The organism is Sphingomonas sp. KC8, from assembly GCF_002151445.1.
Classification (GTDB): domain Bacteria; phylum Pseudomonadota; class Alphaproteobacteria; order Sphingomonadales; family Sphingomonadaceae; genus Sphingomonas_E.
Map to the genome: position 1 here is coordinate 2,586,070 of NZ_CP016306.1, position 20,762 is coordinate 2,606,831.

18 protein-coding genes and 1 pseudogene are annotated in these 20,762 nt (G+C 66.0%); 10 read left to right on the forward strand and 9 right to left on the reverse strand.

Features of this window, described 5'->3' with window-relative positions; all coding sequences use genetic code 11:
- Nucleotides 1-6: 6 nt before the first annotated feature.
- The 4 genes from KC8_RS12200 to KC8_RS12215 form a co-directional block, all read right to left on the reverse strand.
- Nucleotides 7-1,566, reverse strand: coding sequence for a DUF4139 domain-containing protein (locus KC8_RS12200; protein ID WP_010123192.1), 1,560 nt, complete (start codon nt 1,564-1,566; stop codon nt 7-9).
- 5 nt (nt 1,567-1,571) lie between these two features.
- On the reverse strand, nt 1,572-2,954 hold the full coding sequence (locus tag KC8_RS12205) for a DUF4139 domain-containing protein (RefSeq protein WP_029624221.1): 1,383 nt from the start codon (nt 2,952-2,954) through the stop codon (nt 1,572-1,574).
- A gap of 71 nt (nt 2,955-3,025) precedes the next feature.
- Nucleotides 3,026-3,814: a DODA-type extradiol aromatic ring-opening family dioxygenase gene (locus tag KC8_RS12210; protein ID WP_010123190.1), complete on the reverse strand. Its 789-nt coding sequence runs from the start codon at nt 3,812-3,814 to the stop codon at nt 3,026-3,028.
- 7 nt (nt 3,815-3,821) lie between these two features.
- Complete coding sequence (locus tag KC8_RS12215; protein WP_010123189.1) at nt 3,822-4,634, reverse strand: enoyl-CoA hydratase-related protein; 813 nt, start codon at nt 4,632-4,634, stop codon at nt 3,822-3,824.
- Nucleotides 4,635-4,667: 33 nt separating this feature from the next.
- Between KC8_RS12215 and KC8_RS12220 the strand changes: the two genes are divergently transcribed.
- From KC8_RS12220 to KC8_RS12235, 4 genes are all read left to right on the forward strand, one after another.
- Nucleotides 4,668-5,228 (forward strand): (2Fe-2S)-binding protein, encoded by a 561-nt coding sequence (locus tag KC8_RS12220; protein ID WP_010123188.1) that lies wholly within the window; start codon nt 4,668-4,670, stop codon nt 5,226-5,228.
- Nucleotides 5,229-5,332: 104 nt separating this feature from the next.
- Nucleotides 5,333-6,118, forward strand: coding sequence for an RcnB family protein (locus KC8_RS12225; RefSeq protein WP_083831147.1), 786 nt, complete (start codon nt 5,333-5,335; stop codon nt 6,116-6,118).
- A gap of 224 nt (nt 6,119-6,342) precedes the next feature.
- Nucleotides 6,343-6,816 carry an RcnB family protein gene (locus KC8_RS12230; RefSeq protein ID WP_010123185.1) on the forward strand — a complete coding sequence of 158 codons (474 nt, stop codon included), beginning with the start codon at nt 6,343-6,345 and terminating at the stop codon, nt 6,814-6,816.
- Nucleotides 6,817-6,915: 99 nt separating this feature from the next.
- The gene (locus KC8_RS12235; protein WP_010123184.1) at nt 6,916-8,748 is read left to right on the forward strand and encodes a DUF885 domain-containing protein; all 1,833 of its coding nucleotides are present in this window, start codon (nt 6,916-6,918) and stop codon (nt 8,746-8,748) included.
- 222 nt (nt 8,749-8,970) lie between these two features.
- Here the strand turns inward: KC8_RS12235 and KC8_RS12240 are convergent, their stop codons facing one another.
- Nucleotides 8,971-10,539 (reverse strand): lysine--tRNA ligase, encoded by a 1,569-nt coding sequence (locus KC8_RS12240; protein ID WP_010123183.1) that lies wholly within the window; start codon nt 10,537-10,539, stop codon nt 8,971-8,973.
- A 99-nt stretch (nt 10,540-10,638) separates the two neighbouring features.
- On the opposite strand from KC8_RS12240, the gene KC8_RS12245 reads away from it, so the two are divergent.
- The 4 genes from KC8_RS12245 to KC8_RS12260 all read left to right on the forward strand — a co-directional run bounded on the left by KC8_RS12245 (nt 10,639) and on the right by KC8_RS12260 (nt 15,212).
- Nucleotides 10,639-11,220, forward strand: coding sequence for a hypothetical protein (locus KC8_RS12245; protein WP_010123182.1), 582 nt, complete (start codon nt 10,639-10,641; stop codon nt 11,218-11,220).
- A gap of 65 nt (nt 11,221-11,285) precedes the next feature.
- Entirely contained in the window at nt 11,286-14,033 is a 2,748-nt protein-coding gene (locus tag KC8_RS12250; protein ID WP_010123181.1) for an ATP-dependent DNA helicase, read from the forward strand.
- Nucleotides 14,030-14,575 carry a SixA phosphatase family protein gene (locus KC8_RS12255; RefSeq protein ID WP_010123180.1) on the forward strand — a complete coding sequence of 182 codons (546 nt, stop codon included), beginning with the start codon at nt 14,030-14,032 and terminating at the stop codon, nt 14,573-14,575. The genes KC8_RS12250 and KC8_RS12255 overlap by 4 nt, the downstream gene beginning before the upstream one ends.
- Before the next feature lie 157 nt (nt 14,576-14,732).
- Nucleotides 14,733-15,212, forward strand: coding sequence for a nuclear transport factor 2 family protein (locus KC8_RS12260; RefSeq protein WP_010123178.1), 480 nt, complete (start codon nt 14,733-14,735; stop codon nt 15,210-15,212).
- Between the two features lie 12 nt (nt 15,213-15,224).
- Here the strand turns inward: KC8_RS12260 and KC8_RS12265 are convergent, their stop codons facing one another.
- Nucleotides 15,225-15,509 carry a chorismate mutase gene (locus KC8_RS12265; protein ID WP_010123176.1) on the reverse strand — a complete coding sequence of 95 codons (285 nt, stop codon included), beginning with the start codon at nt 15,507-15,509 and terminating at the stop codon, nt 15,225-15,227.
- Between the two features lie 108 nt (nt 15,510-15,617).
- On the opposite strand from KC8_RS12265, the gene KC8_RS12270 reads away from it, so the two are divergent.
- Complete coding sequence (locus KC8_RS12270; protein ID WP_010123175.1) at nt 15,618-16,631, forward strand: polyprenyl synthetase family protein; 1,014 nt, start codon at nt 15,618-15,620, stop codon at nt 16,629-16,631.
- A 51-nt stretch (nt 16,632-16,682) separates the two neighbouring features.
- Nucleotides 16,683-19,203, forward strand: a pseudogene (hrpB, locus tag KC8_RS12275) (ATP-dependent helicase HrpB).
- Here hrpB and KC8_RS12280 read toward each other — a convergent pair.
- The 3 genes from KC8_RS12280 to KC8_RS12290 form a co-directional block, all read right to left on the reverse strand.
- Complete coding sequence (locus tag KC8_RS12280; protein ID WP_010123174.1) at nt 19,200-19,574, reverse strand: endonuclease domain-containing protein; 375 nt, start codon at nt 19,572-19,574, stop codon at nt 19,200-19,202. The pseudogene hrpB and the gene KC8_RS12280 overlap by 4 nt on opposite strands.
- 158 nt (nt 19,575-19,732) lie before the next feature.
- Entirely contained in the window at nt 19,733-19,939 is a 207-nt protein-coding gene (locus KC8_RS12285; RefSeq protein ID WP_010123173.1) for a hypothetical protein, read from the reverse strand.
- Nucleotides 19,940-20,121: 182 nt separating this feature from the next.
- Nucleotides 20,122-20,757 (reverse strand): glutathione S-transferase family protein, encoded by a 636-nt coding sequence (locus KC8_RS12290; RefSeq protein ID WP_010123172.1) that lies wholly within the window; start codon nt 20,755-20,757, stop codon nt 20,122-20,124.
- Nucleotides 20,758-20,762: the final 5 nt, after the last annotated feature.

Here is a 20,762-nt window from a genome sequence, read left to right on the forward strand (position 1 = left end):
CGCGGATCAGTCGGGCTTCCGATCGCGGCGCACGGTGTAGCCAAGGCTGGCCGTGCCATTGGCCGGCACCTGGGCGAACCATGTCGGCCGCCCATCCTTTTCGCGCAGCTTCACGCTCGGTCGGTCTATGTTGAGCGTGGCGCTATAGCGGCTGAGGCTCACTTCGACCGTGACCGGATAAGGATTGGCGTTGCTGAGCGTGATTTCGAACCGGCGCTTGCGGGTCTGATCATCGTCTTCGGGATCAAGGCTGCGCTGGGTGATCCGCACCTGCGGTGATTGCCCGACGACCAGTTGGATATCCTGCCCGATCGCCGTATCGCTGAGCGTGGTTTCGCCCGCCAGCATCGGCCGGATCGCCGATGGCTCGAAGATCGCGACCTGCCCGGCGGGCAGCGGCAGGCCGAGGCCCTTGCCAGTCACATTCTTCATCCGCAGCAGGATTTCGGTTTCGGCGGCATCCGCATCGCCATCCATCGTCGCAACCGCGCGATAGATCCGGTCAAACGGCACCTTGCGGCGATCGAGCAACGCGACCTGCTTCATCGCATTGGCCGCCACCGTCACCGGCTCGGGAATGCGATAGAGCTTGAGGTCCCCCAGTTCTTCCTGCGCGGCGGTCATTGCCGCAACCGGCGCGGCCATCATCACTTCCGATCGGCGCTGCGCGGTGACGACGATGTCGCTCATCGCCATCGGTGCCGGCATCGGTGGCGCAGGCGGCGGCACACTCATATCCACGTCGCTCGTCGTCCCCATCGGCCAGCAGGCCAGATTCAGTTGCGGCATGAACGGGTCGCTGTCGTTTTCCACCGCCTCGCGATTGAGCGTCCCCGCCACCACCTGCGTGCGTGCGGCGACAAAGCTTTCGCCATTGCCATTGGCCAGGGTTGCCCAACCGAACAGATCGAGGCTGCGGCCATCCTCGGCCACCTGCGCGACATAATTGGCCTGCCAGTCGAAGCTGTCCGCGAGGTAGGAGAGCGTCACCGTCGCCGTGCCGCCCGTCGCGCTGCGCGTCGTCACCGCCAATGTCGGCTTGTCGGACAGGCCTTCGGGCACCGCATCATAGCGCAAGGCTTCGGGCAGCCCCGAACAGCCCAGCGCCTCGATCCCATCGGCGGTTTCCAGCACCACGCCATTGCCCGGCCCGGCCCGCACCACCGCGTCCATTTCGCGCACTACCCCGGTCGCCCGGTCGGTGCGGCGGATATGGACGCGTCGGCCGAGATGCCCGTCGAGCAGCGCGCCCGGCGACAGCAGCCTTGCGTCGCGATTCTTTTCATCCACCCCGCCGGGCAGGCCGGTGACGATCGCGCTTTGCGGCAGGATGCCGCCGGCAACGCCTTCGAACCGGATTTCCGATTGCCCCACCGGCAAGGTCACCGTGCGGGTTTCGGTAATCAGCGCAAAACCGCGCAACCAGCGCAGGTTCATCGCATCGTCGGTGCCGCGATCGGGGTTGCGGTAGACGGTGACCGACACGGCCTGCGGTCCCGGCGACGCAACAACGGCTGCCTGTGCCGGGCCGGCCAGCGCCAACAGCAAGGCGAAGGCTGCGCGCACGGGAATCAGAAACGGGTTTCGAAGGTCGCGGTCAGCTCACTTTCGCCATTGGCCGGCACCGCCACCTTCCACTGCGCCGAATTGGAGGATGGCCGATCGCTCTTCTGGCTTTCGGCGGTGATCCGCGTGTCCGTCCACGCCCAATCCAGCCCATCCTGGATCAGGTCGACCGTCACGGCATCGGGCCGCGCATTGGTCAAGGTGTAGCGCATCGCGGTGCGCCAGCGACGGCTGTCCAGCCGGGTGCGTTCGGTAACGACGCTCTTCACCTTGACGTCGAACGCCTCGCCGGTGCGGATCGCCAGTTCCGATCCCATCGGCGTGTGCGGAATAGCGTTTTCGCCGATGAACTGGGGATCGCCCTTGGCGTCCTTCATATAGACCCGCACCGTGCCGGCGGGCAGTTGATCGCCAAGGCCGCCATCCTTGCTGCTGGTGAATTTCAGCACGGTGGCCGCACTCTGCGGTTCTTCGATCGTCTGCAGCCAGCCGACGCGATATTCATACGCCTTGCGCGCCGGCGTGCCCTGCACGTCGAGGAAGCTGACCTGCTTGGTCTGCGCGTCGGCGATCGTCGTCCGTTCTTTCAGCGGATAGAGATAATAATCGCCCAGCCGTTCACGCGTCCCGCTTTCGGTGCCGGCGCGGGTGAGCGCCGGATCGCGCCGTCCCGGCATCGGCCTGCTCCGCCCATTCTGGCTGGGGTTGCCGGCCACCATCACGACATCGGCATTGGCAAAGCTGGTGCCGGTGGAATTGTTGAGCGTCACCCACCCCTGCACGTCGATCTTGCCCGCCGCCTCGTCGAACCGCGCGACATAATCGGCGTTCCAGCCAAGGCCGGGGGTAAGGTACGACAATCGCGCCGGCCGCGTTCCCGCGCGTGCGCTGTCGATGGTGATCGACAGGGTCGGCCGTGCGCGCAGATTATCGGGCACCTTGTCGAAGATCACCCGCACCGGCAGGCCATCGTCGCGCAGCACTTCGATCCGCTGGCCGATCTGGAGGACGACGCCGCCATTCACCGCCAGGATCTTGGCCTGTTCGCGCGTCTCGGCGCCATTGGCCGGATTGGTGCGGACGATGGTGACGGTGCGCCCGACCGCTTTTTCCATCAGTTTCGATGGCGACAGCAGATCATAATCGAAATTCTGTTCGATGATCCCGGTGTCGGCGGCGGCAAAACTCACCGTTTCGGGGCGGATGCGCGCCGACACATCGGGAAATTCCTGCCGGCTGCGGCCCGCCGGAATGGCGATCTGCCGCACATCCTGCACCAGTGCCAGATCATTATTGTAGATGGTGACGGCGACATCGCCCTGCGCGCTTTGCGCCAGCGCCGGGGCGGACAGGCATAGCAACGGCAGCATCCACGGTCCGGCGCGCATCCTGATCCCCCTAAAACTTCGGGCGGATAGTGCCGCGCTTTCAGGGCGTTGGAAAGGCCCGTCCGCTCCTCTCAGCCGAAACGATAACCCGAAACCTTCCAGCCGATCACATGATCGCCGAACACATGGGCACCCGCATCGTCCGCGCCTGCACCGGCCGCCACCATCAGCGGGATCAGATGTTCCTCACGCGGGTGGGCGAAGCGGGCGTGCGGCATCGCCTCCCATGCCGCCAGCCGTGCATCCCGCGCCTGCGGATCGGGATCGGTTACCGCTTCGGTCAGCGCGGCATCGAACAGATCGGCGGGCGCCGTCGCATCGCCGTTGCGCACGCGCATATTGTGGAAACTCATCCCCGAACCCACGATCAGCACGCCTTCATCGCGCAATGGTGCCAGCGCCCGCCCCGCCGCGATATGGGCGGCCGGATCCAGATCGGCGCGCAGCGAAAGCTGGGCGGTCGGGATATCGGCGCCGGGCACCGCCACCTTCAGCGGCACGAACACGCCATGATCCCAGCCGCGCGCACCATCGCGCGCCGTCGGGAAACCGGCATCGGCCAGCAGCGTCGCCGCCCGGTCCGCCACATCCGGCGCGCCCGGCGCATCCCAGCGCAGCTGATAGGTATGATCGGGAAAACCATAATAATCATAAAGCAGCCCCGGCTTCGCGCCATCCTGCACCGCAAAGCCCGGCTCCTCCCAATGGCCGGATACCACCAGCAGCGCCTTGGGCCGTTCGGGCAGGTCGGCGATGAAGCGGGCCAGGAACGTCTCCATCCGGCTCCACATGCCGGCGGGATCATCCATGAAGAAGCACGGTCCCCCGCCATGGGGGATGAAGAAGGTCGGCTGGCGCATCAATCGTTCAATCCAGATCGGGGAAGGTGGGCGGAACGCCCTTCGCCTTTGCACTGGAGATGGCGTGCAGATCGCCATTCGCAAGGGTCGCTGCATTCCACAGCGCGACATGCGCCATGCCATCGGCGATCGGCCGCCCCCGGCTGTGGTTGAGCGACGCCTTGGTGCCCGCCGCCGCCATCGGCGATTTCGCCGCGATCATCCCGGCAAGCTCCAGCCCCGCCGCGATCGCCGCGTCACGATCGGCCGTCACCCGATTGACGAAGCCCCAGCGCGCGGCCTCGTCCGCTGGCATCTTGCGCCCCGTCAACGCCAGTTCGCGCGCGATCCCGCCGGGGATCAGGTGCGGCAAGCGTTGCAAGGTGCCCAGATCGGCGGTGATCGCGACATCAATCTCGGCCACCTGGAACCACGCATCCGCGCTCGCCACGCGCAGATCGCACGCGCACGCCAGATCGACCGCGCCGCCAATGCACCCGCCATGGACGGCCGCCACCACCGGCGGCCGCGCGTCTTCCACCGCATTCACCGCCGCCTGCAACGCGCGAATGTCGCGATGCTGTTTTTCGGACCAGCGCCCCGGATCACGCGACGGCGCGAACTGTTCCGCCGCCCAGCCCAGATCCAGCCCGGCGCTGAAATGCCGCCCCTGCCCTGACAGCAATATGCCACGCACCCCGGCATCGCTGCCAAGCGATCGGAACGCATCGCCCAGTTCGCCAAAGAAATCGCCATCCATCGCGTTCAGCTTGTCGGGCCGCGCCATTTCGACATGCGCCACCGCGCCATCGCGCGTGATGACGATCCTTTCGCTTCCCATGCTCCCGCTCCTCCGTCTATGCGATGCCTTGTCATGACGCGCTTCACGGTCAACGGCCAGCCTGTCCACTATCGGATGGACCCGGAAACGCCCCTTCTGTGGGCGCTCCGCGACGCATCGAACCTTACCGGCACCAAATATGGCTGCGGGGCGGGGCTGTGCGGCGCATGTACGGTCCATGTCGACGGCGCGGCGATGCGATCCTGCCAGGTGCCGATCGGCGCGATCGAAGGCAGCTTCGTCACCACGATCGAAGCCCTGTCGCGTGATCGCAGCCACGCGGTGCAGCAGGCGTGGGTGGCCGAAAGCGTGCCGCAATGCGGCTATTGCCAGTCGGGCATGATCATGGCCGTCGCCGCGATGCTGGAACGCAACCCCAATCCCAGCGATGCCGAAATCGATGCGGAGATCACCAACATCTGCCGCTGCGGCACCTATCCGCGCATCCGCCGCGCGGTGCGCCATGCGGTGCGCGTGGCCGCCGGGGCCGAAATGATCGCCGCCGCCCCACCACCGGGCATCGATCCCGAAGACGCGGCCCACGCGATTCCCGCCTTCACCCCGGCCAAACCGGCACAGCCGCCCAAGCCCTAGCTTTCATTTCGCTGACAAAGGGGTTCAGCCTCCGATCAGTGGACTCGGCCTAATCCTTGGCTCACGGTGGCGCGCCGCGTTGCGCCGGGTGAGGAGTATCGACGATGATGCGTAGGACATTGGCGGCCCTGCTGCTGGCGGCAACCACCGCAGCCCCGCTCGCCGCGCAGGCACAGGATTGGCAATCAGGGCGCGATCGCCCGCAATCGCGCGAAGGCCGGCCGGATGCCCGGCCGGATCGGGGTGGTTCGCCGGGCAGCCGGATGGCGGTCGGGCAGAGCGGCGATTCCGGTCGCGAAGGCTGGCGTGGCAATCGCGGCGATGGCCGGCGAGATGACGGCCGACGCGATGATGGACGCGATCGCCAGCCGGGTTCCAGTGTCGCCGTCGGCGGCCCATCGGGCCATTGGCAGAATCGCCAGCCCGACTGGCAGCGCGATCGCCCCAATCCCCGCGTCGAAAGCGGCACCCGCTGGAACAACCGCGACGATCGCCGCGGCAATGATCGCACCCAATGGGGCAACCGCGACAATCGCTGGGATGAGCGCGGCCGCTGGGACAATCGCGATGACCAGCGCGACCGGTGGAGCCGCGACTGGCGCAACGATCGCCGCTACAACTGGCAGAATTACCGCACCAGCAACCGGCATATCTACCGTGTGCCGCGTTATTATGGCCGGCCGGGTTATGATTATCGCCGCTGGTCGCCCGGCTACCGCATGCCCGATTATTATTATGGCAGCGGCTACTGGATCAGCGATCCCTGGCAATATCGCCTGCCGCCCGCCCACGGCCCCTATCGCTGGGTGCGCTATTATGACGATGTGGTGCTGATCAACATCGCCAACGGGCTGATCGAAGATATCATCTATTCCTTCTTCTACCGCTGACGCGGACAGGCCTGCACGGCAACGATGGCCCGGAGCGCCCCCCGCTCCGGGCTTTTCTTTCATCCCCGCCACTCTGTTGCAGCCCTGAAAAACAGCGTCCTTTCTATGCCTTGTTCCTGTCTCTCGCCTGACGATCGCGTTTTCAACGCGTTCACCCGCGCTGTGCGAATCAACGGATCGAGACGGATGCAGGCCATCCGGCTTTTGTGGAAGGAGTTGAAACCATGCGTAAACTGATCTTCTCGGCGCTGATCGCCGCCACGGCCTTCCCTGTCGCGGCCTCAGCCCAGACGGCCGAGCTGCGCCGCGATCGGCAGGATATCCGTCAGGAACAACGCGATCTGCGCGATGCCCGCCACCATGGCGACCGGCATGACGTGCGCGACCAGCGCCAGGATGTCCGCGAAGCCAAACGCGAATATCGGGAAGACTGGCGCGATTATCGCCGCAGCAACCGCAACGTCTATCACCGTCCGGCCTATGTCGGCCCGCGCGGTTATGCCTATCGGCCGGTCAATGTCGGCGCGCGGCTGGGATCGCCTTATTATGCGTCGCGCTACGTGATCTCCGATCCCTATCGCTACCGCCTGCCGCGCACGACCGGCTATAGCCGCTGGGTGCGCTACGGCAACGATGTGCTGCTGGTGAACACCCGCAACGGGCGCGTGATCGAAGCGCACCGCAACTTTTTCTGGTGACTTTCCACGCAATGGCCCGGCGCTTCCCGCTCCGGGCCATTGCGGCTGGTGTATTAGCCGACTAAATCGGGCGTCATTCCTCCCTTGAAGGAGCCATGAATGACCGTTCGCAATATCCTGCTGGCATCCGTTTGCGCCACGCTGATGATCCCCGCCGCCGCCTTCGCGCAGCCGCCGGCCGCAGCCGCCACCACCGCCCCCCTCCATGACCAGCTTCACCGCCTGTTCCACGAAAGCGATGAAGCATATCTCAAACGCAACCCGGTCTACGCCATCTTCCGGGGGGACCTGCGTTATGCCGATCATCTCGGCGATTTCGTAAGCGACGCTTATTACGATGCCGAACGTGCCGCCGGCGAAGACGATCTGAAGCGTCTCCGCGCGATCGACCGCAGCAAGCTCGATGCCACCGATCAGATCGCCTACGACGTGTTCGAATGGCAGACGGTCAACGCGCTGAACAATCTCACCCCTGAAATGCTGGCGCTGGTCGCGGTTCGCCCGATCGACCATTTCACCGGCTTCCACACCTTCTATCCGGGCTTTGCCTCGGGTCAGGGGGCCGCCCCGTTCAAGACGGTCGCCGATTACGAAAACAACCTGAAACGCCACAAGGAATATGTCGTCCTGATCGACCGTTCGATCGGGCGCTTTCGCCAAGGCATGCAATCGGGCGTCGTCCAGTCGAAGATGACGGTCAGCAACATGATCGGCCAGCTCGACGCCATCATCAACCAGGGCGTCGAAGGTTCAGTGTTCTACGGCCCGGTCAGCAAATTTCCCGATGGCATATCACCCGCCGATCAGGTGCGGCTGAAGGCCGCTTATGCCGCCGCGATCCGCGACGAACTGATCCCGGTTCACACCCGCCTGCGCGATTTCCTCAAGAATGAATATCTGCCGGTGGCGCGTGAAACCGTCGGCATCGGCAGCATGAAGGGCGGTGATATCGTCTATCGCGCCGCGATCGAACAGCTCACCACGCTGCCGCTCACCCCGGATTATGTCCATAATCTCGGCCTGTCCGAAGTGGCGCGGATCAAAAGCGAGATGGAAGCGATCAAGCAGAAGGTGGGCTTCAAGGGCACGCTGGCCGAATTTTTCCACTACATCCGCACCGATCCGAAATTCAAACCCACGTCCAAGCAGCAGCTGGTCGACGGCTATTACGCCATCGGCAAGAAGGTCGACGCGCGGATCGCCGAACAATTCTCGACCATCCCCAAAACCCCGCTCGAAATCCGCTATTACGAAGCCTATCGCGAAAAGACGGCAGCCGGCGGTTCGTATGAAAGCGGGGTCTATGATCCCAAGGACCCGTCGAAGAACCGCCCCGGCGTGTTCTACTTCAACACCTATGATCTGCCATCGCGCACCACGCCGGGGATGGAAACGCTCTATCTCCACGAAGGCGCACCGGGGCATCATTTCCAGATCAGCCTCGCGCAGGAGAATGACCGCCTGCCTGCCTTCATGCGTTACGGCGGCAACACCGCTTATGCCGAAGGCTGGGGCCTTTATGCCGAAACCTTGTGGAAGGAACTCGGCATGGAAACCGACCCGTATGAGCGGTTCGGCGGGCTGGACGATGAAATGCTGCGCGCGATGCGCCTCGTCGTCGATAGCGGCATCCACGCCAAGGGCTGGACCCGCGAACAGGCGATCCAATATATGCTCGCCAATTCCAGCATGGGCGAAACCGACGCTACCGCCGAGGTTGAACGCTACATCGCCTGGCCGGGTCAGGCGCTGGCCTACAAGATCGGCCAGCTCACCATGTCGCGGCTGAAGGCGAAGGCGCAGCAGGAACTGGGCGCCAAGTTCGACCCGCGCGATTTCCACGCCCAGGTGCTGATGACCGGCGCCCTGCCGATGACGGTGCTCGAAAAGAAGATCGACAATTGGATCGCCAGCGTGAAGGCGGCCAAGTAAGCGACGAACGGCCCTCTCCCGCCTACGGGAGGGGGCTTGCCGGGCGGGGCGTCCTTCACTCCTTCCGTCACCCCGGACTTGATCCGGGGTCCACGGTGCAACAAGTGCTATGACAAGAAGCTCTTGCGACAGCGTTCGCGGAGAGATGGACCCCGGAACAAGTCCGGGGTGACGAAGTCTTATTTCTCAAGTCGGCCGTGAACGACCCACTCGAAAACGCGCTCAGGCCAGTGCCTCGCCAATCAGCCGGCGGCTGTTCGCAACCCCGTACAGCTTGATGAAGCTGCCCATGCGCGGCCCCTGGCTGGTGCCGAGCAGGGTTTCGTAGAGCGCCTTGAACCAGTCGCGCAACGCTTCCTTGCCGAAATGCGCCTTGCCGATTTCATAGACCTCGTTCTGGATCGCTTCGGCGTCGGCATCCTCGCCCAAGGCCGCGAGCTTGGCGTCCAGTTCCGTCAGCGCGCCCATTTCGCGCTCATCGGGCTTGCGGCGCACCAAAGTCGGCGCGACGAAATCGCGGTGATAGGCCAGCGCATGGCCGATCAGCCGGGCCAGTTCGGGATAGGTTTCGGCGTTGGCGTCGGGCACATAATTGGCCAGATAGCCCCACACCTGCGCCTCATCCGCATCGCCCAGCACGCCCACCAGATTGAGCAGCAGGCCGAAGGTGATCGGCAGCGTTTCGGCCGGCACCTGGCCATTGTGGATATGGTGCACCGGATTGCCGAGCCGCTGTTCGATCGGCTGGCCAGCCCAAGCCGCGCGGAACTGCCAATAATCGTCCACCGCGCGCGGGATCACGCCCATGTGCAGGGACTTCGCCTTTTTCGGCTCGCGATAGGCGTAGAAAGCCAGGCTCTCCTCGGGGCCGTAGGTCAGCCACTGTTCGAGGCTCAGCCCATTGCCCTTGGACTTGGAGATCTTCTCGCCCTTTTCGTCGAGGAACATCTCGTAGTTGAAGCCTTCGGGCGGGCGGGCGCCGAGCACGCGGGCGATCTTGCCCGATTGCGTCACCGAATCGATCAGATCCTTGCCGGCCATTTCATAATCGACGCCCAGCGCCACCCAGCGCATCGCCCAGTCGACCTTCCACTGGAGCTTGGCTGCCCCGCCGAGGATCGACTGGGTGACGATTTCGCCGTCATCCTCGAACCGGACGAGACCGGCGTCCGCGTCGACCACCTCGACCGGCACCTGCAGCACGATGCCGCTTTTCGGGCTGATCGGCAGCACCGGCGAATAGGTCGCCTGCCGTTCCTTGCGCAAGGTCGGCAGCATCACGTCCATGATGCCCTGATAGTGGCGCAGCACGCTTTTGAGCGTCTCGTCGAACCGGCCCGATCCATATTGTTCGGTCGCCGACAGGAATTCATAGTCGAAGCCGTAGCGATCGAGGAACTCGCGCAGCATCGCATTATTATGGTGCGCGAAGCTTTCATACTTCTCGAACGGATCGGGCACCTTGGTCAGCGGCTTGCCGAGATATTCGGCCAGCATCGCCTTGTTGGGCACATTGTCCGGCACCTTGCGCAGGCCATCCATATCGTCCGAAAACGCGATCAGCCGGGTCGGAATGTCCGACAAAGCTTCGAACGCATGCTGCACCATCGTCGTGCGCAGCACTTCGTTGAAGGTGCCGATATGCGGCAGGCCCGATGGGCCATAGCCGGTTTCGAACAGCACATGGCCCTTGGCCGGCGCCCCTTGCGGGTAGCGTTTCAGGAGCTTGCGGGCCTCCTCGAAGGGCCATGCCTTGCTGTCGAGGGCGGCTGCGCGGAGGTCGTTTGCCATCTGTTCCCGTGTCGGTTAGCGTGTCTGGCGACGCCTTAGAGCGATTCCGCGCCGGATGGAAATCTCCGGCCGCTTCAAGGCCGGGAAACGGGGTGCTATATGCCCGCCGCCGAACCAGACGTCACCGAATCCGGCGCGAATCTGCCTGTGCTTTATGTCCGGCGGCTCGATCCGCTGCCCGAACAGGCGCTCTATGTCGCCCGGCCAGGGCTGCGCGCGATGCCAGCGGGAAGCCTGATCATGGCCGGCTGCGTCGCGCTGCAGGGCTGGACGCTCAGCTTCCTGCTATGGGCGATGTGGTGGCCCAAGCCGCAGACGCCGCGCCTGATGGCGTTTGCGATCGGCGGAACGGTGGTGCTTTTTCTGCTGGTGCTGCTGGTCATTCTATTATTGTTGCGCCGCCATCCGGGCTTCCTGCTCGGGGTTGCCCGCGCGCCGTTCATCCGCCTCACCGTCACCGATCGGCGGGTGGTGTGGAGCCTGCCGTGGCACCGCCTGCCGTTGATGGAAATCAGCCGTGATCGCATTCTCGGCGGGATCGTGGGGATGGTCGACAGCAAGGGCGCGGGCAATGCCGCGATGATTCTGGTCCATGGCGATCCCGCCGCCGATATCGACGGCAACATCCATTTCGATCGGCTGCCCGAAGTGGAAAAATTCGTCGCGGCCCTTGTCCGATAGCGCGATTTCCTCCCCCGGCGCGGCTTTTCGTTCCCCTCCCGTTCGCGGCCCGCTAAGGAAGGGGCGTGTCCGCTTCCCTTCCCTGGCCCGCCATCCACGCCACCCATGGCGGGATCTGGATCGCCGCCCCCGATGGCGCCACCCGCCGGGCCGGCCGGGGCGAAGCGATCGCGCTCGCCGCCGAAACCCCGGCGGTGATGCTCAATGCACCCGTCGTCGCGACGCGCCTCGGCTATGGCGAACTGGCCGGCCTCGATCTGCTCGAACTGTTCGCCTTCATCCATCCGGCCCGTTTCGTCGTCCCCACCCCGGCAGGCCTCGCCCGCGCGCTGGGGCTGACCCCGCCGGCCGACGATGCCGCCGCCCCCGCCTTCCTGCTCGATGCCGCGCGCGCGCTGCTTGCCCGCCTCGCCGCCGCCGATTGGGCCGAGCGCGAAGGCGCATGGACCGCGGCCCAGGCGCTCGCCCGGCTGCGCTGGCCGTGGTCGCCGGTACTGGCCGATCGGATCGCCCAGCCCGAACGCGCCGAACGCTGGCTGTTTGCCAAACTGCCCGAATGGGACGAAGCCGCCCCCCGCCCCCAGCCCCGCCCGGTGGTGCTGGATGAGGCGGAAACCGATGCGATGCTCGCGCGCCTCGTCGGCACCGGCGCCGAAGTGCGCGAAGGCCAGCGCGCTTATGCCGCCGCCGCCGCCCGCGCGTTCGATCCACGGCTGGGCGAAGGCCGGCCCAATATGCTGCTGGCCGAAGCCGGCACCGGCATCGGCAAGACATTGGGCTATCTCGCGCCCGCCGCCTTGTGGGCGGGCGCGGCCGACGGCACCGTCTGGATTTCCACCTACACCAAGGCGCTGCAACGCCAGCTCGACCGCGAAACCCAGCGCATCTTCCCCAATCCCAATGATCGCGCGCGTAAAGTCGTCGTGCGCAAGGGCCGCGAAAATTATCTCTGCCTGCTCAATCTGGAAGATGCGCTGCAGGGCGGGTTTCAGGGCCGCGCGGCGATACTGGCCCACCTGGTCGCGCGCTGGGCGGCCTATAGCCGCGATGGCGATATGGTCGGCGGCGATCTGCCCGGCTGGCTGCCCACTCTGTTCCGCCGTGCGGGATCGACCGCGCTCACCGATCGGCGCGGCGAATGCGTCTATGCCGGCTGCCCGCATTACCGCAAATGCTTCATCGAACGGTCGGCCCGCGCCGCCGAAGGGGCCGATCTCGTCATCGCCAACCATGCGCTGGTGATGATTCTGGCCCAGCGCCGCCGCGACGAAGGCGCACCGCTCGCCCGCCTGGTGTTCGACGAAGGCCATCATCTCTTCGACGCCGCCGATTCCACCTTCGCCGCCGCGCTGACGGGCCAGGAAGCGATCGAACTGCGCCGCTGGATCGTCGGCCCCGAAGGCAAATCGCGTGGGCGCCGGCGTGGCCTGTCCGCGCGCCTGTCCGATGTCGGCTCCTATGACGAGGAAGGCGCGCTCGCGATCGAAGCCGCCGTGATGGCCGCAGGCGCACTGCCCGCCGATTCGTGGTTGGGCCGGCTGGCCGAAGGCGAACCGATGGGGCCGATCGAAAAGCTGCTCGCCGCCGTCCGCGCCACGGTGTACGCCCGCGCGTCGGCCGCCGATGCCGGCTACGGGCTGGAAACCGAAGCCGCCGAACTCGACGCAACACTGATCGAAGCCGCTGCCCCGGCCACCCAGGCGCTGGAAGCCCTCGTCCGCCCCCTCGCCAAACTGCGCCAGCGGCTCGAAGCGGTGATGGACGACGGGCCGGACTGGCTCGACGGCCCCGCCCGCGCCCGCATCGAAGGGGCGATCGCGGGTCTTTCCAATCGCAACCAGTTGCTGGGCGCATGGGTGTCGCTGCTCGGTCGCCTCGGCGGGCCGATCGATCCCGATTATGTCGATTGGCTCGCGGTCGATCGGGTCGAGGGGCGCGAATTTGATATCGGCCTCCACCGTCACTGGCTCGATCCCACCCGGCCACTCGCCGAAACCGTTCTGAAACCGGCGCAAGGCGTGCTCGTCACCTCCGCCACCCTGCGCGGGGGCGAGGATTGGGCGGCCGCCGAAGCGCGCACCGGCGCGGTCCATCTCGATCACCCCGTCCGCCGTTTCGAAGCGACCAGCCCGTTCGATTATGCGTCGCGCGCCGAAGTGCTGATCGTCAACGATCTGAAGCGCGGCGATCTGGCAGCCCTCGGCCTGGCTTATGTCCGGCTGATCCAGGCGGCAGGGGGCGGCACGCTTGGCCTGTTCACCGCGATCCAGCGGCTGCGCGCCGTTCATGCCCGCATCGCCGATCGGCTCGCCCGCGATGGCCTGCCGCTGTATGCCCAGCATGTCGATCCGATCGACACCGGCACGCTGGTCGATATCTTTCGCGATGATCCGCGCGCCAGCCTGCTTGGCACCGATGCGCTGCGCGACGGGGTCGATGTGCCCGGCGAATCGCTCAGGCTGGTGGTGATGGAAGGCGTGCCATGGCCGCGCCCCACCGTGCTCCATTCGGCACGGCGCACTGCCGGCGGCGGCTCCGCTTATGATGATCGGGTGGTCCGCGCCCGCTTGGCCCAGGCGTTCGGCCGGCTGATCCGGCGGGCTGATGATCGCGGCGCATTCGTCCTGCTGTCCGCCGCCACCCCCACCCGGCTGCTCGATGCCTTTCCCCCCGGCGTGCCGGTGCGGCGGCTGTCGCTCGACGAAGCGGTCGCGCGGGTCGCGGCGATCAACGGGTCCGGCGGCAACGTCTTTTCACCGCAACAAGATTCCGGCATCAGGCTGCCAGAGAAGGGAGATGCGGAAAGCACATGAAAAGGCTGACGTTGCTGCGCCATGCGAAATCGGGCTGGGATGATCCGGTGGCCCGCGATTTCGATCGCCCGCTCAACCCGCGCGGCCGGCGCGGTGCGCGGCTGATGGGGCAGCATATGCGCGACCTTGGCCTGCGCTACGATCTGGTGCTGGCCTCGCCCGCCGTCCGCGTCGTCGAAACGCTCGATGGCCTGTGGGAAGGCTATGGCCGATCGATCCATGCCGAACTCGACAAGCGCATCTATCTCGCCTCCGCCGCCGCCCTGCTCGATGTGGTGCAGGAAGCGCCCGACAGCGCCGATACGATCCTGATGAGCGGGCATAATCCCGGCATGGAAGATCTCGTGCTGATGCTCGTCCCCGATCGGGCCGATGATGCGGCGCGCGATCGGGTGGAGGAAAAATTCCCCACCGCGGCCCTCGCCGAAATCAGCTTCGACGTCGATCATTGGGCGGATGTGAAGGCGGGCGGTGGCCAGCTTGTCCGCTTCATCCGCCCGCGCGATCTCGATCCGGCACTCGGGCCTGACGCGCACGCCTGAATGGCGCGATAGGGTTAGCCGCCACTCTCTTTATCGTCCTTGACTGGGCTGGGCCTCGGGCGGATCGTTTCGGCCAGGTGCTCGGCCAAAGGCGCGTGTGTCCATCAGCCCCAGGCCTCCCTCGGTTGCGTTCCCTGCAATGTCTGGAGGTCTGCTCATGATCCGCGCCCGCATGATGCGCCACACCGCCACCTTTGGCCTGTTGCTGTTCGCCACTGCCCCCGCGCTGGCCGAGGAAAATCCCCGCGTCGCCGCAGAAATCATGGCGCTCGCGCGGTCGCAATGGGCCGCCGAAATCGCCGATAAGCCGGCGGCGGAACAGCTTGCCGCGGTCGCGGACGATTATACCGAATTCAACCCCGATTTCCCGACCCGCATCGACGGCAAGGCCATGGCGCTGCGGATGAGCGAAATTCCCCCGGGCGGCAAAACCCTGTTCGGCGACATGCAGAATCCCAAGGTGCAGGTTTATGGCGACACCGCCATCCTCACCTATAATTTTGCCGGAATCACGCGGGGGCCAGATCAGAAGGTCGCGGCCTCGGTCGCCAAGTCCACCCGCGTCTATGTCCGGCAGAATGGCAAATGGTGGCTGGTCCACGCCAATTTCGCACCGGTGCCGGCGCCCGCGAACTGACGGACCTGTCGATCAATCGTCGCCGCGCGCCTTGGCGTGGTGGCGGATCACCTCGTCGATGATGAAGCGCAGGAACTTCTCGGAAAAGTCGGGATCCAGATTGGCCGAACGCGCCAGGGTGCGCAGCCGTTCGATCTGGGCCGATTCGCGGCCCGGATCGGCCGCCGGCAGCCCGGTTTCGGCCTTGTGGCGGCCCACCGCCTGCGTCACCTTGAATCGTTCGGCGAGCATGAAGACGAGTGCTGCGTCGATATTATCAATGCTTTCGCGGTAACGCTGCAACACATCGTCGGACATCGGCTTCCCTTCGGGTAACGGTTCCCGCCCTTTTGTGGAGGTTCGGGGCCGGGCGCAACCCCGTGCGGCTTGCCTTTAACGTCGCCGCACGCCATGGCCGCTCCTGTCATGACTGCTACCGTCACTCCGCTGCACCGCACGGGCGCCCCGTCGCTCGAACCGATGATCGCCCTCGTTGCGTCCGACATGAACCATGTCAACGCGGTGATCCTCGATCGGATGCAGAGCGATGTGCCGCTGATCCCCGAACTGGCCGGCCATCTCATCGCCGGCGGTGGCAAGCGGATGCGGCCGATGCTGACGCTCGCCTGTGCGCGCCTGCTCGAATATGGCGGCGCGCGGCATTACAAGCTCGCCGCGTCGGTCGAATTCATCCACACCGCCACCCTGCTGCACGACGATGTCGTCGACGGATCGGGCCTGCGCCGGGGCAAGCGCACCGCCAACATGATCTGGGGCAATCCGGCCAGTGTGCTGGTCGGCGATTTCCTGTTCAGCCGTGCGTTCGAACTGATGGTCGAAGATGGATCTTTGCGCGTGCTGCGCATCCTGTCCAACGCGTCCGCCGTGATCGCCGAAGGCGAGGTCAACCAGCTCACCGCGCAGCGCCGGATCGATACGACCGAGGAACGCTATCTCGACATCATCGGCGCCAAAACCGCCGCTTTGTTCGCCGCCGCCTGCCGCATCGCGGCGGTCGTCGCCGAACGCGACGAAGCGGTCGAACTCGCGCTCGATTCCTACGGCCGCAATCTTGGCATCGCTTTCCAGCTGATCGACGACGCGATCGATTATCTGTCGGATGGCGCCACCATGGGCAAGGACACCGGCGATGATTTCCGCGACGGCAAGGTGACGCTGCCCGTCATCCTGGCCCATGCGCGCGGATCCGCCGAAGACCAGAAATTCTGGCGCGACGCGATGGAAGGCCGCCGCGTCTCCGACGACGATCTCGCCCACGCCACCCGCCTGCTGCGCGACACTGGCGCGCTGGCCGACACGATCGAACGCGCCCGCCATTACGGCCAGCGCGCGATCGATGCACTGGGCGGCATCGGCGGCGGCCAGACCAAGGCCGCTCTGGTCGAAGCGGTCGAATTTGCGGTGTCGCGCGCTTATTGAGGGCCATGTGCCGCCGGTGCCATCCGGCGCGAATTGGTCTAGACCGCCCCGGTGACCGATCTTCCCATCCACGCCGTATTGCCCGATCTGCTGGCGACGCTGGCCGCGCGCTCCTCGCTCGTGCTCGTCGCCCCACCCGGCGCCGGCAAGACGACCGCGGTCGCCCCCGCCTTGCTCGATCAAGGCTGGTGCACCGGCGAAATCCTGCTCTTGTCCCCCCGCCGGCTGGCCGCGCGCGCGGCCGCCGAACGGATGGCGGCACTGGCCGGCGAACCCGTCGGCCGCACCATCGGCTATGCCACCCGGCTCGATACCAGGCGATCCGCCGCCACCCGCATCCTGGTGCTGACCGAGGGGATTTTCCGCAACCGCATCCAGGCCGATCCCGAACTGACCGGGGTGTCGGCGGTATTGTTCGATGAAGTCCACGAACGCAGCCTCGACAGCGATTTCGGCCTCGCCCTCGCGCTCGATGCGCAGGCAGCGCTCCGCCCCGATCTGCGCCTCGTCGCGATGTCCGCCACGCTCGATGGCACCCGTTTTGCTACCCTGATGGATGGCGCCCCGCTGATCGAAAGCGCCGGCCGCAGCTTCCCGCTTGAACTGCGCCATATCGGTCGCAAGGCCGAAGCGCGGATCGAAGATGAAATGGCCGCCGCCATCCGCCGTGCGCTTACCGAACAGGATGGCGGCGTCCTCGCCTTCCTGCCCGGCGTGGCCGAAATCGAACGCACCGCCGAACGGCTGGCCGGCCTGCCCGCCACCATCGCCATTCACCGCCTCCACGGCACGCTCGATCCGGCGGACCAACGCGCCGCAATCGCCCCGGCTCCGGCCGGCATCCGCAAGGTGGTGCTCGCCACCAGCATCGCCGAAACCAGCCTCACGCTCGATGGCATCCGCATCGTCGTCGATTCAGGCCTTGCCCGCCGGCCCCGTTATGATCGTGCCGCCGGCGTCACCCGCCTCAGCACCGAACGGGTCAGCCAGGCCGCCGCCACCCAGCGCGCCGGCCGCGCCGGACGCCAGGCCCCCGGCGTCGCCTATCGCCTGTGGGAAGAGGCCGCCACCGCCGGCCTGCCGCGTTTCGATCCGCCCGAAATCCTGGAGGCGGACCTGTCCGCTTTGCTGATCGATTGCGCGATCTGGGGCGTTGCCGATCCGGCCACCCTGCGCTGGATCGATCCGCCCCCCGCCGCCGCCATCGCCGAAGCGCGCGCCCGGCTGACCAGCCTGAACGCCATCGACGGCGATGGCCGGCCGACCCCGCATGGCCACGCCATCGCCGCTTTGCCGCTGCCCCCGCGCTTGGCGCACATGCTGGTCGAAGCCGCCACGCGCGGGCAGGCCGACTGCGCCGCCGACGTCGCGGTTTTGCTGTCCGAACGCGGGCTGGGTGGCAATGACGCCGATCTCGAAACCCGCCTGCGCCGCTGGCGCAGCGAACGCGGCAAACGCGCGGAGGCCGCACGCGGCCTCGCCAAACGCTGGCGCCGCCTCCTAAGTCCTCCCCTCCCTTCTAGGGAGGGGTCGGGGGTGGGTAGCGAGCGCAAGCGAGCCTCCACGCCAGCCCCCCACCCCTTCCCTCACAAATGAAAGCGACATACTCGGCGCCTGCGTCGCGCTCGCTTTCCCCGATCGGGTCGCCCGGCGGCGCGATGCGTCCGGCGAACATTGGATCGCGGTTGGCGGGCGCGGTTTTCGCCTCGATCCCGCCTCACCGCTTGCCCGCAACGAATGGCTGGCGGTCGCCGAAACGCAAGGGTCGGCGGCCGGTGCCAGAATCCTGTCCGCCGCCCCGATCGATCAGCCCACGGTCGAATCTCTGTTCGCCGATCGCATCGCTTCCGTTCGCGACGTCCGCTTCGATCCCGCCACCGGCGGCGTCATCGCCCGGCGCGAACGGCGGCTCGGCAGCGTCCGGCTGGGCGGCGGCCCCGATGATGCCCCCGACGCCGACGCCATCGCCGCCGCGCTACTCGAAGGGGTGCGCCGCGGTGGTCTGGATCTGCTGCCATGGTCCGAAGGATCGATCGCACTGCGCCAGCGCGCCGCCTTCGCCCACGCGCATGATCCATCGATTCCCGATCTCAGCGACGATGCCCTCATCGCCAGCCTCGACGATTGGCTCCCCGCCTGTCTCACCCGCAAGCGCCGGCTCGATACGGTCGATCCCGGGATGCTGGCCGGCGCACTCGATGGCCTGCTCGGGTGGGAAGGCGCCCGCGCGGTCGATCGCCTCGCCCCGCCGCGTCTGGCCTCGCCGGCCGGCAGCAGCCACGCGATCGATTATGCGGCCGAAGGTGGCCCGGCGGTGGAACTGCGCCCGCAGGCCCTGTTCGGTCTCACCCGCCACCCGATGCTCGCCGATGGCCGCGTGCCGCTAGTGCTGCGCCTCACCTCCCCCGCCGGCCGGCCGATTCAAACAACCCGCGACCTGCCGGGTTTCTGGTCGGGCAGCTGGTCCGCCGTCGCCAAAGAAATGCGCGGTCGCTACCCCCGCCACCCCTGGCCCGACGACCCCGCCGCCGCCGATCCCACCCTGCGCACGAAGAAAGCGAGCGGGCGTTAGCGCCTCTTCCTCCCCTCCCTGGAAGGGAGGGGCTGGGGGTGGGTTCCGCCGAGGCACTCGGCGGTCTTTGCAAGGATCGCCTCGCTCACGCCGTCTGGGTTGGTTCGCACCTCGCCATTCCAGAAGCGGATGACAGTCCAACCGTTTGCCACAAGAAAATCGGACCGCTGCGCATCATAGACCGCAGCGTCGAGATGCTGGCTTCCATCCAACTCAATCCCAAGCTTTGCTGACCGACAGGCGAAGTCGAGGATGTAGGGACCAACAACCAATTGCCGGGTGAAGCGTGGTCGATAGCTGGATAGCCGCCGCCAGATCAGGCGTTCCGCCTCCGTCTGGCCATTACGCAACGCCCGCGCATTGGCTGTCATCTGCTCTGGGACACGTCGCATCGGGCGAAGCTAACGAGGCACGCTGCGCGCGCCAACCCACCCCCAACCCCTCCCTTTCAGGGAGGGGAGAAACGATCGTTTTGTCGGCATGTCCGGAACGTCGGTTTTGATCTTCGAAATCGGCTGCTTGCGTGCTGCTAATCCGCACGCTGCGGCGGGTGTGAGAATTGATGTTCATTGAAGATCTCGACCACCGCAAACTCTGAACCTTCGTTCCAGATGGAAACCCAGTTGTCAGGGTGGATGTCGATTGAGTGCGGACACCCGTCCTCAAGGGTGACAACAGCCTCCCCGCCGGCGGGAATTTCGTATTGCTCGCAAATCGGTTCGATGAAGATCGTCATCGACGTGGATAGGTAATTTCGGAACGGTAGCCGCACTTTTGCGCCCCTCTCAGGTCGAGTTGCACCAAACAGTTCGAGAAGCGAGCTATCGGTTGCGCACAATGTCCACAATGTCCGTGTCCCGACAGTCCATTTCCGCCAGCTAGCGTGCACGAACGCCGCCGCCTGAATTGCAACGCGGTCTAAGCCCCGAACGCCAGACTGAACGGCCCGCCACGGTCCACGGCCCGCACCCAAGCCGGCCGCGCTTCCATCCGGTCGATGAAGCCCAGCAGCACCGGGCGCGCGTCGATCTGCCCTTGCGCCTTCAGGAATTGCAGTTCGTGGGTCAGTTGCAGGTCGGCCGCCGTGAACGCATCACCGATCAGATAGTCGCGCCCGCTTAGGAGCGCATCGAGATGGCCGAGCTGCACGTCCAGCCCATGTGTGGCATAGCCTTCGAGGAACGCATTGCTCACCCCGAACAGCCGGACGAACAAGGGCAGCAGAGTACGCAGCGCCAACGACGATTCAGGGTAATGCAGCAGTTCGAGAAACTTGGCATAATCGGGCGAGTCCACCGGCGGGGCCAGCCGGCCCGCCCCGTGGCGCAGCAGCACATATTGGATGATCGCGGCGGATTCGGCCATCACCACGCCATCCACCTCCACCGATGGCGCCTTGCCGAGCGGGTGGACGCGGGTGAGTTCGGGCGGGGCCACGCCCCCGTTCACCCGCGCATAGCGGACGACATCATAGTCCAGTCCCAATTCTTCGAGCAGCCACAGGATGCGCTGCGATTTCGAATTTTCGAGGTGGTGGACGATGATGCCGGCCATGATGC

Coding starts and splice junctions, on each gene's coding strand:
- KC8_RS12285 (WP_010123173.1), bottom strand. CDS start 19,939: ATGACGATCTTCATCGAACCGATTTGCGAGCAATACGAAATTCCCGCC.
- KC8_RS12205 (WP_029624221.1), bottom strand. CDS start 2,954: ATGCGCGCCGGACCGTGGATGCTGCCGTTGCTATGCCTGTCCGCCCCG.
- KC8_RS12225 (WP_083831147.1), top strand. CDS start 5,333: ATGATGCGTAGGACATTGGCGGCCCTGCTGCTGGCGGCAACCACCGCA.
- KC8_RS12280 (WP_010123174.1), bottom strand. CDS start 19,574: ATGACAGCCAATGCGCGGGCGTTGCGTAATGGCCAGACGGAGGCGGAA.
- KC8_RS12245 (WP_010123182.1), top strand. CDS start 10,639: ATGCCCGCCGCCGAACCAGACGTCACCGAATCCGGCGCGAATCTGCCT.
- KC8_RS12230 (WP_010123185.1), top strand. CDS start 6,343: ATGCGTAAACTGATCTTCTCGGCGCTGATCGCCGCCACGGCCTTCCCT.
- KC8_RS12215 (WP_010123189.1), bottom strand. CDS start 4,634: ATGGGAAGCGAAAGGATCGTCATCACGCGCGATGGCGCGGTGGCGCAT.
- KC8_RS12220 (WP_010123188.1), top strand. CDS start 4,668: ATGACGCGCTTCACGGTCAACGGCCAGCCTGTCCACTATCGGATGGAC.
- KC8_RS12240 (WP_010123183.1), bottom strand. CDS start 10,539: ATGGCAAACGACCTCCGCGCAGCCGCCCTCGACAGCAAGGCATGGCCC.
- KC8_RS12235 (WP_010123184.1), top strand. CDS start 6,916: ATGACCGTTCGCAATATCCTGCTGGCATCCGTTTGCGCCACGCTGATG.
- KC8_RS12210 (WP_010123190.1), bottom strand. CDS start 3,814: ATGCGCCAGCCGACCTTCTTCATCCCCCATGGCGGGGGACCGTGCTTC.
- KC8_RS12290 (WP_010123172.1), bottom strand. CDS start 20,757: ATGGCCGGCATCATCGTCCACCACCTCGAAAATTCGAAATCGCAGCGC.
- KC8_RS12270 (WP_010123175.1), top strand. CDS start 15,618: ATGACTGCTACCGTCACTCCGCTGCACCGCACGGGCGCCCCGTCGCTC.
- KC8_RS12255 (WP_010123180.1), top strand. CDS start 14,030: ATGAAAAGGCTGACGTTGCTGCGCCATGCGAAATCGGGCTGGGATGAT.
- KC8_RS12260 (WP_010123178.1), top strand. CDS start 14,733: ATGATCCGCGCCCGCATGATGCGCCACACCGCCACCTTTGGCCTGTTG.
- KC8_RS12265 (WP_010123176.1), bottom strand. CDS start 15,509: ATGTCCGACGATGTGTTGCAGCGTTACCGCGAAAGCATTGATAATATC.